Raw genomic sequence first — 12,336 nt, forward strand, 5'->3', positions numbered from 1 at the left:
CGGTCCCACCTACTCCCGCCTGAGCGTCACGTCGGTCGCGGTCTCGTTCGCGAGGTTGTCGCTCACCGGGCACCGCTCTTCGACCGCGGCGGTGAACTCGGCGAGGGTGTCGTCGGCCACGTCGCCGGCGAAGTCCACGTCGACGCTCGCCTCGACGCCCTGATAGCCCGCTCGGGGCTCCTCGGCGTGACCGAGGTGTTTGCGCGGGTCGAACTCGCCGGCGACCTCGACCGCCACGCCCTCGACGTCGAGGTCGAAGTCCGGCGCCACGGCGCGAACCGTCGCGTCGAGGCACCCGCTCCAGGCTGCGAGCAGGTACTCGATCGGCATCGCGCCGGCGTCGTCGCCGCCCATCGGCTCGGGGTCGTCCATCACCAGTTCGTGGTCGCGGGCCCGGGCGACGAACGCCGACTCGCCGTCGCTCTCGCCGCGCACTACCATCCGCTGCGTCGCGTTGGCGTCACTCATCGACCGTATTAGCGTGTGAGGGCCCATAAACCGTCAAAATCGGTCCGGTTCGTGCCGGTGGCCGTGACGCCCGCGTCTCGCGTCGAGGCAGCACACGGGCGCCGAGACCGCCGATACCGGTCGGTTCGCCGTCAGCCGCCGCCGAGGCTCGTCCCCGGTACCGGCGAGTTCCGCGACCGCGTCGGTCGAAGGAATCGGATTGGCTCGGTCGCTCGCGCGGTACGGCCGCGACGCGCCGCCGGTCACTCCAACAGCTCCACCAGTTCGTTCACGTCCTCGACGACGGCGTCGGCGCCGTTCTCGGCGAACTTCTCGCGGCCCGCGTCGCCGGTGAGGCCGCCGGTGAGGACGCCGATCCCGTAGTACACGCGCGTCTCGTCCGCCTCGTCGGCGTTGCGCGCGGTCCGCACGTCGTCGAGGGTGTCGCCCGCGAACGCGACGCGCTCGGCGCCGAACCGCTCGGCGAGCTCGACGAGCGCCCGCGGGTGCGGCTTCCCCTCCTCCCAGTCGTCCATCGTGAACCGCCGGTCCTCTGGCACGTCGAGGCCGACGCGTTCCAGGGCGATCTCCGCCTCCGCCGCCGGCCGACCGGTGAGGACGCCGACGTCGAACCGGTCGGTGAGGTCGGCGATCGTCTCGGGGGCGACGAGCGTCGGCTCGTCGTGGATGTACCCCTCCGTCTCGACCGGCGGCTCGCCGCCCTCCAGCTCGCGGTACAGCTCCGCGCCGAGGTACAGCGCCTGAAACGTCTCGCGGAGGGCGTCCCGGTCCCACTGGTCGCGGACGCGGGCCTGCGCGACCCGCGGGAGGTCGCCGACGACCTCCTTGGCGGCGTCGAGGCCCCCGCCGAGTTCGCGGACGCGGTCGGTGAACTCCTCGACGTCCATCCGAAGTCCCTCGCGGCGGGCCAACACGAACAGCGCGGCCGCGTCGGTCAGCTCCCAGTCGTTGTTGAAGCCGCCGGCGTCCTTGAACGCCTGGACCGCGTCACGGTCGATCGGCTTGCCGCAGACCCGGTCGACCGACTCGAGGATCGCCCGACGGTAGGAGTCCGCCACGTCCACCAACACCCCGTCGATGTCGAGGACCACTGCGTCGACCTGCATACCGCAACGCCGTCTGGGGGCGGAATGAACGTTCGGGTTCGCGGCCGGCGCCGCCGGTTCGAGGGACGGCCCGCTGCCGGTTCGACGTCGCGACGGAGCGGTCGCCGGGCCGCGGCGTCACCGGGCGACGTACACGACGGTCCCCGCCTCCCGCGACCGCCGCCGGACGTCGACGGCCGGCTCCTCGAACCCGAGCGTGGTGAACAGGCAGGCGGCGTCGAGCCGCTCGGCCAGCGCGACGGTCGGACGCTGGATCTCGGCGGGCAGGTTCCGCGCGTACACGGCGTCGACCCCGTCGCCGACCCACTCGGAGCCGACCGCGTCGCGGATCGCTCGCCCGTCGTCGGCCGCCAGCGCCGTCACGTCCGCGGCGGCGACGCGGAGCGACCCGCCCCCCGACCGCGCCTTCGTCGCCGCCGCCTCCCGCGCCGACTCGCTCACGTCGACGTCGACGGCGACGACCGCTCGGCCGCGGTCCGCGAGCGCGAGGGCGACGTCCGGCCGCCGCCCGACGCCGACCTCGATCAGCCGCTCGTACGGGTCGAGTGCGGCGACGAGCGCCCGTTCGGACGACGGCGGTGACCCCACGGCGCGGCCTTTATGCCCGCGGCGGCCAAAAGCGGTTCCATGCTCGTGGACATCGTCCCGGTCGGGGAGGTCACGCCCCGAGTGAAACGGGAGGCCTCCGCTGCGCTGCGTTCCGTGTACGACTGTGACGTGACGGTCCACGACGACCAGGCGATCCCGGACTCCGCGTTCGACGCCGACCGCGACCAGTACCGCGCCGAGGACCTCATCGAGACGGTCACCCGGGTCGGCGGCGGCGAGAAGAACATCGGCATCACCCCCGAGGACCTCTACTACCGGCGCCGGAACTACGTCTTCGGCCTCGCGTACCTCAACGGCAGCGGCTCCGTCATCTCCACCCACCGGCTCCGCACCTCTTCGGACGGCGGCGTCTCGACCAAGCCCGCCGTCGACGTCTTCGGCGACCGCGTCCGCAAGGAGGTCGTCCACGAGATCGGGCACACGCTCGGCCTGGAGCACTGCGACAACAGCAAGTGCGTGATGTCGTTTTCCCCCACCGTCCGCGAGGTCGACGTGAAAGAGGAGAACCTCTGTGGCACCTGTTCTCGGATGGTCCGCTGAGCGCGCGGCCGCCGACGCGCCCGCTCGCCGACCGCCGGTAGACGTAAAGTCCGCCCCGCACAAGGGACACGTATGGCCGCAAAGCCGGAATACCGCGACCGGCCGGACGTCGAGGTCGCGCTGCTCGACGCGCTCGTCGACCGCGGCGACGAGGGGATGACGGTCCTCGAACTTCGCGCGGCCGTCGACGCCGACATCGACGCCGTCGAGGAGGCCCTCTCGGCGCTGAAGGAGGACTCGCTCATCACCGTGGAGTCGGACGAGCACGTCCGGGTGTACGCCCACGAGAAGGTCGTTCCGGACCCCGAGGCGCCGGGCGACGACCCGTCGGCGGGGCTCGTCGACGCGATCCGCGACCGCCTCGGACTGTAGCCGCCGGAGACGGCGGCCTTTTGGCTCTCGCTCGCGTCCCTTCGGCCATGACGCTCGTCTCCGGCACCCACGACGCGCACGGCGCCGTGTACCGCGACCGCGGCGGCCGCGAGGTCGTCGACCACTACGGGAAGCCCGTCCGCGTCGGCAAGGCGGTCCGCAACGTCGCCGGCGTGATCGAGATGGGGTACGGCGTCCTCGCCGTCAGGGGCGACGACCGCGTCGAGTTCGTGGACAACGCCGTCTCGAACCGCGTCCCGACCGCGGACGGCGAGGGGACCTACGCCCTGCTGCTCGACCCGCAGGGCGGGATCGAGACGGACATGTACGTGTACAACGCCGACGAGCGACTGCTCGTCTTCCTCCCCCCGGAGCGGGCCGAGTCGGTCGCCGCCGACTGGGCGGAGAACGTGTTCATCCAGGACGTCGAGATCGAGGACGTCTCCGACGAGTTCGGCGTGTTCGGCGTCCACGGCCCCAAGTCGACGGAGAAGGTCGCGTCCGTCCTCGGGGGGCCGGGCGCGCCCGAGGACCCCCTGTCCTTCGTCCGCGGGTCGATGGTCGACGCCGGCGTCACGGTGATCGCGACCGACGCGCCGCTCGGCGAGGAGGGGTACGAGATCGTCTGCGCCGCCGCCGACGCGGGCGAGGTGTTCGACACCCTGATCAACCGCGGGCTCAACGCCGCGCCGTTCGGCTACCGGACGTGGGACGCGCTCGCGACCGAGGCCGGGACGCCCCTCTTCGAGTACGAGCTGGCGGGCACCGTCCCGAACGTCCTCGGCCTCCGCAACGCGCTCGACTTCGAGAAGGGGTGTTACGTGGGTCAGGAGGTCGTCTCGCGCGTGGAGAACCAGGGGCGACCGAGCCGCCGGCTGGTCGGCCTCGAACTCGACGGCGCCGCCGAGGCGGTCGCCGGCATCGACGCGAACGCCGACCCCGAGGGGATCGACGCCGCGCTCCCCGCCCCCGGCGCGGCCGTCTTCGACGGCGACGAGGCGATAGGCGAGGTGACCCGGGCCGCGGTCGGCCCCGCGACCGAGGTCCCGGTCGCCCTCGCCCTCGTCGCGTTCGACGCCGGCCTCGGCCCGGTCACCGTCCGCGTCGACGGCGATGAGGTCTCGGCCGCCGCGGTCGACCTCCCGTTCGTCGACGGGAGCGCGGCGTCCGCGAGGCTGCCGACCTACCCCGAGCTGCGCGCCTGAGCGTCCCACTGCGGCGCCCGCCGCGGCTCAGACGACGAAGTCGACCGCCGTGTAGAGGCTGAACCCGAGCGTGAACGCGCCCACGAGCGACCCGACCCACGCGAGGACCGTGTACCCCATCTTCTTCCGGCTGACGCCCGCGTCGCCCGCGGCGTAGCCCGCGCCGACGATCGCGGAGACGATGATCTCGTTGAACGAGACGGGGATCCCGAAGGCGACGGCGGTCTGCGCGATCGCGAACGACGGGATCAGCGCGGAGATCGACCGCCGCGGCCCCATCGAGGCGTAGTCCTGCGCGAGCGCCTTGATCATCCGCGGCGCGCCCGTCCACGACCCGGCCAGCAGCCCGGCGCCCCCGCCGACGAGCAGCGCCCACAGCGGGACCCCGACCTCGCTGAAGATCGGGACGAGGGGGCCGATCGCGAGCCCCACCTGCGACCCGCCGGCCGAGAACGCGACGAGGCCGCCCATCGCCAAGAGGAACCGTCGCTGAGCGCCCTCGCGGTCGCGGCCGAGGTCGGCGTACACGGCGACCGCGACCAGGGCGGCGATCCCGAGGGTCACCGCGGGCGGCCCCGCGCCGCCGATCCCCAGTTCCGTGCCGAGGACGGACGCGACCGACGCCTGTTCGCCGGCCGGCCCGAGCAGCGCGAACCCGACGTTCGCGAGGAGCGCGCCCACGAGCCCGGCGAGCGCCGCGGTCAGCGGGCGCTCGGGCAGCGACTCGCCGATGAGTAGCCGGGCGACGCCGAAGGCGACGCCGCCGCCGACGAACGGGGTGAGCACCCACAGCGTCGCGATCTCGGCGTACTTCGGCCACGCCGGGTCGCCCCCCATCGCGAGGCCGACGCCGACGACCGCCCCGGTGACGGTGAACGCCGTCGCGATCGGGTAGCCCGCGAACACGCCGACGGCGACGAGCGCGGCGGCCGTGACGAGCGCGACGATGGCCGCCGCGGCCGTGAGCGTCACGCCGCCGATCAGCTCGGTCCCGACCGCCTCCGTCACGTTCGCCCCCTGGAGCGTCGCGCCGAGCAGCCCGAGGACGCCGACGATCAGGCCGGCCCGCATCACGGAGATGGCGTTCGCGCCGACCGCGGGGGCGAACGGGGTCGACCCCGACGAGCCCGCGCCGATCGACCACGCCATGAAGAGGCTGGCCGCGGCGGCGACGACGAGCGTCGCGGCGGTGACGACGACCATCAGTTCCGCCCGTCGTTGTACCCCTCGTTCAGCCCCCTCACCGTGCGTCGAACGAGGAGGAACCCGAAGAAGAACAGCCCGAGAAGACCCACCAACAGAAGCACGAACAGCGGCTGGACCGGAAGCATAGACGTGAATCCGTCGGGACGGTGTTATGCGTTTCGGGCGACGCGGCGGGGACCGGCGCGCGCCGCGCCCCCGTCACACGCCCCCACGAGTCCGTCCTACCGTCGCGAGGCCCGGTCTGCCCTCCGGTAAAGTGGGTATTGTTTACTCTCCTCATGAACACAGTTATATAGCTGTATCGTTCTGGGTTATATTGGTATGACGGACAAACAGAACAGACGGCAGGTACTGGAAGCGATCGGTGTGGCCGGCGTCGCGGCGCTGGCCGGGTGTAGCGGCGGCGGCGACGGCGGCGACGGTGGGGACGGCGGTGACGGCTCCCGCCTGAGCTGGCACGCCGGAGGGACGGGAGGGACGTACTTCCCGCTCTCGAACGAGATCAAGACGGTCGTCGAGGAGAACACGGACTTCTCGCTGAACGTCCAGTCGACGGGCGCGAGCGTCGAGAACGTCGGCAGCCTCGGCGACGAGTCCGCCGACTTCGCGCTGATCCAGAACGACATCGCCTACTTCGCGAAGAACGGGACGGGCATCGACACGTTCGAGGGCAACGCCGTCGAGAACCTGCAGGGCGTCGCGACGCTGTACCCCGAGACGATCACGGTCGTCACCCTATCGGACTCCGGTATCGAGTCGCTCTCCGACCTCAGCGGCGCGACGATCAACACGGGCGACCTCGGCTCCGGGACGCAGGTCAACGCGAACCAGATCCTCGAGGCCGTCGGCATCAGCGACTACAACGAGCAGAACGCCGGCTTCTCGCAGGCCTCCGAACAGCTCGCGAACGGGGACATCGACGCCGCGTTCGTCGTCGGCGGCTGGCCGGTCGGGGCCATCGAGGAGCTCGCGACCACGAACGACATCAACATCGTCCCGATCCAGGGGGACAACCGCCAGGCCGTCAAGGACGCCGCCTCGTGGTTCGCCGACGACACGATCCCCGGCGGCACCTACACGGGCATCGACAGCGACGTCGAGACCGTCGCGGTCCAGGCGATGATAGCCACCCACGCCGGCGTCCCGGCCGAGACCGTCGAGACCGTGACGGGCGCCATCTTCGACAACGTCGGCGAGCTGAGCATCAAGACCGACTTCATCTCCGCCGACAGCGCTCAGGACGGGATGTCCATCGAGCTGCACGAGGGCGCCGCGGCGTACTTCGACGCCTGACCGACCCGGTAGGTCGGATCCGGCGACGACGCACCGCTTCGCGCCCGCGTCTCCGTCCGCGAGACGCGGCGCTCGCACCCCGCCCGACGCGGGACACCCGTCACCGCACCTGAACATCACACGTGGTACTACGAGACGCGACTTCGCGAGACCTGCTCGGCCCGGCGCTCGCGGTGGTAGCGGTCGCGCTGTGTCTGTCGATCGCCGGCGCCGCCGTCGCGGCCCCCTCCGGACAGGTGCTCGTCGTCGAAGGGATCGACACCGGCGAGCGCTACCTGACGCACCCGGTCGACGACGGGAGCACGGTCGCGCTGTCGTACACCCACAGCGTCGAGAAGACCCCGGTGTACGACGAGTACCGCGTCGAGGGCGAGACGCTCGTGAACACGCGCATGGAGTTCGAGTCGTACGGCTGGGGACTCCCCTCGCGGGTGAACGTCACGAACGTCAACGGGACCTTCGTCTACGACCCGCCCGGACCGATAACGACGCTCGAGACCCTGTCGGTCTCCCCGGGGCGGATCGCTAACCACACTCTGATCGTCGAGGACACCCGGTACGACCTGGTCGCGGAGACCGACGCGAGGGACGTTCGGATCCGCGTGGAACGCCGGGGCCTCACGGACGTATTCTCATGAGCACGAACGACACACAACCGGACGACGCCGAGGAGATTTCCAGAGAAGAGGCCGACGAGATAATCGACGAGATCGAGCGCCGGCGGTCGTTACAGGGGCTCGCCGCACTCGCCGTCGCGGTCATCGGGATCTGCTTTTCGCTCTTCCAACTGGCGCTCGCGGCGCGCAGTTTCACCTTCACGATACCGCTGCCGACGATCGATCTCGGCCTGTTCGCGGTGCGGCCGATACAGATCTCGCTCCAACTGCTCCAGGCCAACGCGGTCCACGTCGGCTTCGCGCTCGTGCTCACCTTCCTGATGTTCCCGGCCACCATGGGCGACGGGCCCTTCTCGCGGCGGCTCGGCGGAGCGGTCGACGCCGCCGTGAACCGCCTCGGCGGTTCGAACCCGCTCTCGCGGGCCCTCGACGGCGTTCGGCGCGCGGTCCGGTGGGCGTTCGTCGACCCGGACCGCAGCCGCGTCACGCCCTTTGACGTGGCATGTATGATCGTCTCGCTGCTCGCGGTCGTCTACTTCCTCACCGAGTTCCGGGAGATCCGCGACATCCGCGCCTTCGGGCTCGAGTCCGGCCGCCCGATCACCGGCGTCTACTCGGTCCTCGAACCGCTTCTCGGCGGCGTCCCGTTCGTCAGCGAGTACTCCTACGCGATGCTGCTCGGCGTGCTCGGCGTCCTCCTCGTGTTGGAGGCCACCCGGCGGACGCTCGGGCTGCCGCTCATGATCATCGTCGCCAGCTTCATCGTGTACGCCCGCTGGGGGTACCTCATCAGCGGTAACACGCCGTTCGTCGGGCTCCTCGCGATCCCCCAGTTCACCTGGCCCGACATCATCCAGAACCTGTGGTACAACACCGAAAACGGGGTGTTCGGGATCCCGGTGACGGTCTCCGTCAGCTTCATCTACATCTTCATCCTGTTCGGCTCGTTCCTCGAGATGAGCGGCGCGGGCCAGTGGTTCATCGACCTCGCGTACGCCGCCACCGGCCACCGGAAGGGCGGCCCGGCGAAGTCGAGCATCCTCGCCAGCGGCTTCATGGGCACCATCTCGGGCTCGTCGATCGCGAACACGGTCACGACGGGCGCGTTCACCATCCCGCTGATGAAGAAGTCGGGCTACTCGCCCGAGTTCTCCGGCGCGGTCGAGTCGTCGGCGTCCTCCGGCGGCCAGATCCTGCCCCCGGTGATGGGGGCTGCGGCGTTCCTCATGGTCCAGTACACCGCGACGCCGTTCCGCGAGATCATCATCCTCGCGACGATCCCGGCGATCGTCTTCTTCTTCGGCGTCTGGGTGATGGTCCACCTCAAGGCTGTCCAACAGGGGATCGGCGGCGTCGACGCCGACACCGTGTCGCTCGGGACCCACCTCAAGCGCGGGTGGTTCTACCTGGTCCCCATCGTGCTGCTCCTCTACTACCTGATCGGCGCCCGGCTCTCCGTGTCGCGGTCGGCGTGGTTCACGCTCGTCGCGCTGGTCGCGCTCATCGCGTTCATCGCGGCGTACAGCGAACAGACCCGGGTGTTCCTCCTCGCGTCGACGGCGGCCATCTTCGGCGTCGAGCTGGCGAGTTACACCGTCGCCGGCGTCCCGATCACCGGACTCCTCGCCGGCGCCGGCGGGGCCGGGGTCCCGCTCGGCGACGCCCTCGCGGTCATCGGCCCGCGGATCGGGTGGTACGCGATGCTCGGCAGCGTCGCGACGATGATCGTCCACGCCGACGTCCAGTCGGCGGTGCTCGATCTCAACCCCACCGTCCAGACCGCCGCCGAGTCCGCCGGCGAGCGGACCGGTCGCGACCTCGGCGACAACCAGCTGTTCCGCGTCGGGACCTTCGTCGTGAAGTCGATGGAGGAGGGCGCGCGGACGGCCGTCCCGGTCGTCATCGCGGTCGCCGCGGCGGGGATCATCCCGGGCGTCATCAGCGTCTCCGGGCTCGGACCGAACCTCACCTCGCTCCTCTTGGAGCTGTCCGGGGGGTCCATCGTCGTCATGCTGCTCGTCACCGCGGTCGCGAGCATCATCCTCGGGATGGGGATGCCGACGACCGTGACGTACATCATCTTGATCTCGATGCTCGCGACGCCGCTCGTCGAGTTCGGGATCCCGCTGCTCGCGGCGCACCTGTACATCCTCTACTTCGGCGTGATGGCCGACATCACGCCGCCGGTCGCGGTGGCCGCCTACGCCGCGAGCGGGGTGGCGAAGTCGGACCCGTTCGAGACTGGCGTGAAGGCGTTCTCGCTGTCGCTGAACAAGGCGATCGTTCCGTTCGCGTTCGTGCTTGCCCCCGGGGTCGTCCTCCTGCGCGAGAAGGCGAACGCCGACGAACTGCCGCTCCGCGAGCAGTACCGCGTCGTCAACTTCGCCGACCTCGCGGAGCTGTCGTACTCCGTGCCGGAGATCCTGATCCCCGTCGTCGGCGTCTTCCTCGGCGTCGTGGCGCTTGGCGCGACCGTCATCGGGACGCTGTACGCCGACGTCCCGAAGCCCGAGCGCGCCGTGTTCGCACTCAGTTCGCTGCTGCTCATGGCACCCCGGCTGCTCTCGGAGTCGGTCTTCGATGTCCTCGGCCTCGCGGGCGTCAGCGTCTCGGTGAACGCGCTCCTGCTCGACCTGACGCTCCGCGGCGTCGGCCTCGTGCTGTTCGTCGCGCTCACCGTCAGGAACCGGCGCAAGGCCAGCGTCGAGCCCGCGGGCCCCTCCGGCGAGCCGACGACCGCCTGAGGTCGCCCGGGGCCGTCGCGTTTCGGTGACTAAAACGCTCGTTTGCGCCTCAGACACCTATATGATCGCGCCGCTCGTAAGTGGAAACGCGACCCCCGCTTCGGCCCTCACACGCTCGGAGAAGCCGGTCGACGCGCCGGCCGGTCGGACTCGCTGCCTCCCTCCCTGCCCAGAACCCCTCCCCCGGCCGCCGTCCGACCGCCGGCGTTCCCACCCGCACCGACTCGGGTCCTCCACCGTGCACACGACCGTCGGCCGGTCCGGCCGCACGCGGGGCGTCGCGATCGGTCCCCGCCGACGCGCACGACGGCCTCGCGCGCCCGCTCCTCGCGCCCGTTACTCCGCGCTCCCGCCCTCGATGCGGAACGTCTCGAAGGCCTCGCCGTCAGGCGTCACCAGCCGCCCGTCCAGCCCGTTTCCGCTCTCGCCGTCGACCGGCGTCAGCTCCGCGTGCGCCGGGCGGTTCCCGCGCGGCTGCGCGTGGCTCCCCGGGTTCAGTATCGGGAGCCCGCCCGAGTCGTCGAACCGCGGGCGGTGGCTGTGGCCGCAGATCACGGCGTCCGCGTCGCGGCCGCGGCCGAGCATGACGAGCCCGGTGTCGCCGCTGCGGTGCCGGTGGGTGACCGCGAACCGGACCCCGGCGTACTCGACGGTCCGCACCTCGGGGACGCGGTCGCGGATCGCGGCGTCGTCGTTGTTGCCGTAGACGGCGCGGAGGCTCGCGGCGGCCGACCGGAACGCGTCCAACACCGGCTCTCGGTAGAAGTCGCCCGCGTGGACCACCAGATCGGCCTCGCGGACCGCCTCGGCGGTCCGCCCCTGAAGCCTCGACTCCTCGCGTGCGTGCGTGTCGGAGACGACGACGAGCATGACCGACTCTCCGCGCCGGCGTGTTTTAAAAAGCGCGCCTGCTACCGTGGCGCGCGCCCGTGAGCGCCCGGCGGGCGCGAACGGCGCGTGCGAGGGAGTCGCGAAGGGAGTGAGCGACGAGGCTGGGGAGGCGTGAGGTGCCGTGCGGAGCGGGGCGGGGCTTCGGCGGTGTTCGCCGTCGATCTGTGGCCACTTGCGTACAGCCGAGCGGCTGGGGATTCGGCGGTGTTCACCGTTGATCCGTGGCCAGCAAGGTACAAAACGACGAGTAGCGTTCCGGAAACAGCCTACTCGTCCAGCGAAAGCGCCGCGAGCAGCGACTCCAGTTGGACCTGCTCGTTGGCGCCCTCCGCGATCCGGTAGTCGGCCTCGCCGATGCGCTCCATCAGCCGCACCGCCTCGCGCTCGCTCAGGTCGAACTCCCAGACGGAGCGGTGGAGCTGGTCGATCACGTCGCCGCCGGCCATCCCCGTCTCCGTGAGCAGCGTGTCGAGCGTCGAGCGGGCGCGGGCGAAGTCGCCCTCCAGCGCGTCGGTCACCATCGACTCGATCTCCTCCGGGCGGGCGGTCGCCGTGATCGCGTACACGGCCTCCTCGTCGACCACGTCGCCGGTCGTCGCCGCCGCCTGGAGCGAGTTGATCGCGCGGCGCATGTCGCCGTCGGCCGCGTAGACGAGGGCGTCGACCCCTTCGTCGGTCACCTCGATACCCTCGGCGGCCGCGATCTCGCGGACCATCCCGCCGACCGCCTCGTCCGAGAGCGGCGAGAACCGGAAGACGGCGCACCGCGACTGGATCGGGTCGATGATCTTCGACGAGTAGTTACACGAGAGGATGAACCGGGTGTTGTCGGAGAACTGCTCCATCGTGCGGCGCAGCGCCGACTGGGCGTCGTCGGTGAGGCTGTCCGCCTCGTCGAGGAACACGATCCGGAAGTCGCCGCCGAACGACGAGCGCGCGAACCCCTTGATCCGGTCGCGGACGACGTCGATCCCGCGCTGGTCGGAGGCGTTCAGCTCCAGGAAGTTGCCGCGCCAGTTGTCCTCGCCGTATATCTCGCGGGCGATGGCGGTCGCCGCGGTGGTCTTGCCGATCCCGGCGGGCCCCGAGAACAGCAGGTGGGGCACGTCGTCCTGCGCGATGTAGCTCTGGAGGCGCTCGACGATCTCCGCTTGCCCGTGGATGTCGTCGAGCGACTGCGGCCGGTACTTCTCGATCCAGATCTCCCGCCCCGTCGCGGTCGCAGCCGCCTGCTCGTCGGCCTCGCTCATTGCCCGATCCGAGGGCCGGCGGGGTCATAAACGAA

13 protein-coding genes are annotated in these 12,336 nt (G+C 70.9%); 6 read left to right on the top strand and 7 right to left on the bottom strand.

The window, feature by feature from the left end; all coding sequences use genetic code 11:
* Window positions 1–9: 9 nt before the first annotated feature.
* From DVK05_RS00815 to DVK05_RS00825, 3 genes are all read right to left on the bottom strand, one after another.
* Window positions 10–468: an OsmC family protein gene (locus tag DVK05_RS00815; RefSeq protein ID WP_121561559.1), complete on the bottom strand. Its 459-nt coding sequence runs from the start codon at window positions 466–468 to the stop codon at window positions 10–12.
* Window positions 469–710: 242 nt separating this feature from the next.
* Window positions 711–1,574 carry a TIGR01548 family HAD-type hydrolase gene (locus DVK05_RS00820; RefSeq protein ID WP_121561560.1) on the bottom strand — a complete coding sequence of 288 codons (864 nt, stop codon included), beginning with the start codon at window positions 1,572–1,574 and terminating at the stop codon, window positions 711–713.
* A gap of 117 nt (window positions 1,575–1,691) precedes the next feature.
* Window positions 1,692–2,162 carry a UPF0146 family protein gene (locus DVK05_RS00825; protein WP_121561561.1) on the bottom strand — a complete coding sequence of 157 codons (471 nt, stop codon included), beginning with the start codon at window positions 2,160–2,162 and terminating at the stop codon, window positions 1,692–1,694.
* A gap of 39 nt (window positions 2,163–2,201) precedes the next feature.
* Here DVK05_RS00825 and DVK05_RS00830 point away from each other — a divergent pair, with 39 nt between their 5' ends.
* From DVK05_RS00830 to DVK05_RS00840, 3 genes are all read left to right on the top strand, one after another.
* Window positions 2,202–2,723 (top strand): archaemetzincin family Zn-dependent metalloprotease, encoded by a 522-nt coding sequence (locus DVK05_RS00830; protein WP_121561562.1) that lies wholly within the window; start codon window positions 2,202–2,204, stop codon window positions 2,721–2,723.
* Window positions 2,724–2,795: 72 nt separating this feature from the next.
* A complete protein-coding gene (locus tag DVK05_RS00835) occupies window positions 2,796–3,095 on the top strand; it encodes a DUF6432 family protein (protein ID WP_121561563.1) in 300 nt (99 codons plus the stop codon).
* Between the two features lie 47 nt (window positions 3,096–3,142).
* Window positions 3,143–4,300: an aminomethyltransferase family protein gene (locus DVK05_RS00840; RefSeq protein WP_121561564.1), complete on the top strand. Its 1,158-nt coding sequence runs from the start codon at window positions 3,143–3,145 to the stop codon at window positions 4,298–4,300.
* Between the two features lie 27 nt (window positions 4,301–4,327).
* On the opposite strand, the gene DVK05_RS00845 is transcribed toward DVK05_RS00840, so the two are convergent.
* Both DVK05_RS00845 and DVK05_RS17685 read right to left on the bottom strand, forming a co-directional pair.
* Window positions 4,328–5,503 carry an inorganic phosphate transporter gene (locus tag DVK05_RS00845; protein WP_121561565.1) on the bottom strand — a complete coding sequence of 392 codons (1,176 nt, stop codon included), beginning with the start codon at window positions 5,501–5,503 and terminating at the stop codon, window positions 4,328–4,330.
* A complete protein-coding gene (locus DVK05_RS17685; RefSeq protein ID WP_255409696.1) occupies window positions 5,503–5,631 on the bottom strand; it encodes a hypothetical protein in 129 nt (42 codons plus the stop codon). The genes DVK05_RS00845 and DVK05_RS17685 overlap by 1 nt, the downstream gene beginning before the upstream one ends.
* Window positions 5,632–5,827: 196 nt before the next feature.
* Between DVK05_RS17685 and DVK05_RS00850 the strand changes: the two genes are divergently transcribed.
* The 3 genes from DVK05_RS00850 (at window position 5,828) to DVK05_RS00860 (ending at window position 10,160) form a co-directional block, all read left to right on the top strand.
* Window positions 5,828–6,799 (top strand): TAXI family TRAP transporter solute-binding subunit, encoded by a 972-nt coding sequence (locus DVK05_RS00850; protein ID WP_121561566.1) that lies wholly within the window; start codon window positions 5,828–5,830, stop codon window positions 6,797–6,799.
* A 194-nt stretch (window positions 6,800–6,993) separates the two neighbouring features.
* Complete coding sequence (locus DVK05_RS00855) at window positions 6,994–7,437, top strand: DUF1850 domain-containing protein (protein ID WP_369333269.1); 444 nt, start codon at window positions 6,994–6,996, stop codon at window positions 7,435–7,437.
* The gene (locus DVK05_RS00860; protein ID WP_121561568.1) at window positions 7,434–10,160 is read left to right on the top strand and encodes a TRAP transporter fused permease subunit; all 2,727 of its coding nucleotides are present in this window, start codon (window positions 7,434–7,436) and stop codon (window positions 10,158–10,160) included. The genes DVK05_RS00855 and DVK05_RS00860 overlap by 4 nt, the downstream gene beginning before the upstream one ends.
* Window positions 10,161–10,496: 336 nt before the next feature.
* On the opposite strand, the gene DVK05_RS00865 is transcribed toward DVK05_RS00860, so the two are convergent.
* Window positions 10,497–11,030, bottom strand: a complete 534-nt coding sequence (locus DVK05_RS00865; RefSeq protein ID WP_121561569.1) for a metallophosphoesterase — start codon at window positions 11,028–11,030, stop codon at window positions 10,497–10,499.
* 287 nt (window positions 11,031–11,317) lie between these two features.
* A complete protein-coding gene (locus DVK05_RS00870) occupies window positions 11,318–12,301 on the bottom strand; it encodes a replication factor C small subunit (protein ID WP_121561570.1) in 984 nt (327 codons plus the stop codon).
* Between the last annotated feature and the right edge of the window lie 35 nt (window positions 12,302–12,336).

This window comes from Halorubrum sp. Atlit-8R (assembly GCF_003666025.1).
GTDB classification, from domain to species: domain Archaea; phylum Halobacteriota; class Halobacteria; order Halobacteriales; family Haloferacaceae; genus Halorubrum; species Halorubrum salinarum.

Bases quoted from the DNA above. Each gene is read 5' to 3' on its own strand.
- DVK05_RS00860 (WP_121561568.1), top strand. From the start codon at position 7,434: ATGAGCACGAACGACACACAACCGGACGACGCCGAGGAGATTTCCAGA.
- DVK05_RS00835 (WP_121561563.1), top strand. From the start codon at position 2,796: ATGGCCGCAAAGCCGGAATACCGCGACCGGCCGGACGTCGAGGTCGCG.
- DVK05_RS00840 (WP_121561564.1), top strand. From the start codon at position 3,143: ATGACGCTCGTCTCCGGCACCCACGACGCGCACGGCGCCGTGTACCGC.
- DVK05_RS00865 (WP_121561569.1), bottom strand. From the start codon at position 11,030: ATGCTCGTCGTCGTCTCCGACACGCACGCACGCGAGGAGTCGAGGCTT.
- DVK05_RS00845 (WP_121561565.1), bottom strand. From the start codon at position 5,503: ATGGTCGTCGTCACCGCCGCGACGCTCGTCGTCGCCGCCGCGGCCAGC.
- DVK05_RS00870 (WP_121561570.1), bottom strand. From the start codon at position 12,301: ATGAGCGAGGCCGACGAGCAGGCGGCTGCGACCGCGACGGGGCGGGAG.
- DVK05_RS00850 (WP_121561566.1), top strand. From the start codon at position 5,828: ATGACGGACAAACAGAACAGACGGCAGGTACTGGAAGCGATCGGTGTG.
- DVK05_RS00815 (WP_121561559.1), bottom strand. From the start codon at position 468: ATGAGTGACGCCAACGCGACGCAGCGGATGGTAGTGCGCGGCGAGAGC.
- DVK05_RS00820 (WP_121561560.1), bottom strand. From the start codon at position 1,574: ATGCAGGTCGACGCAGTGGTCCTCGACATCGACGGGGTGTTGGTGGAC.
- DVK05_RS17685 (WP_255409696.1), bottom strand. From the start codon at position 5,631: ATGCTTCCGGTCCAGCCGCTGTTCGTGCTTCTGTTGGTGGGTCTTCTC.
- DVK05_RS00830 (WP_121561562.1), top strand. From the start codon at position 2,202: ATGCTCGTGGACATCGTCCCGGTCGGGGAGGTCACGCCCCGAGTGAAA.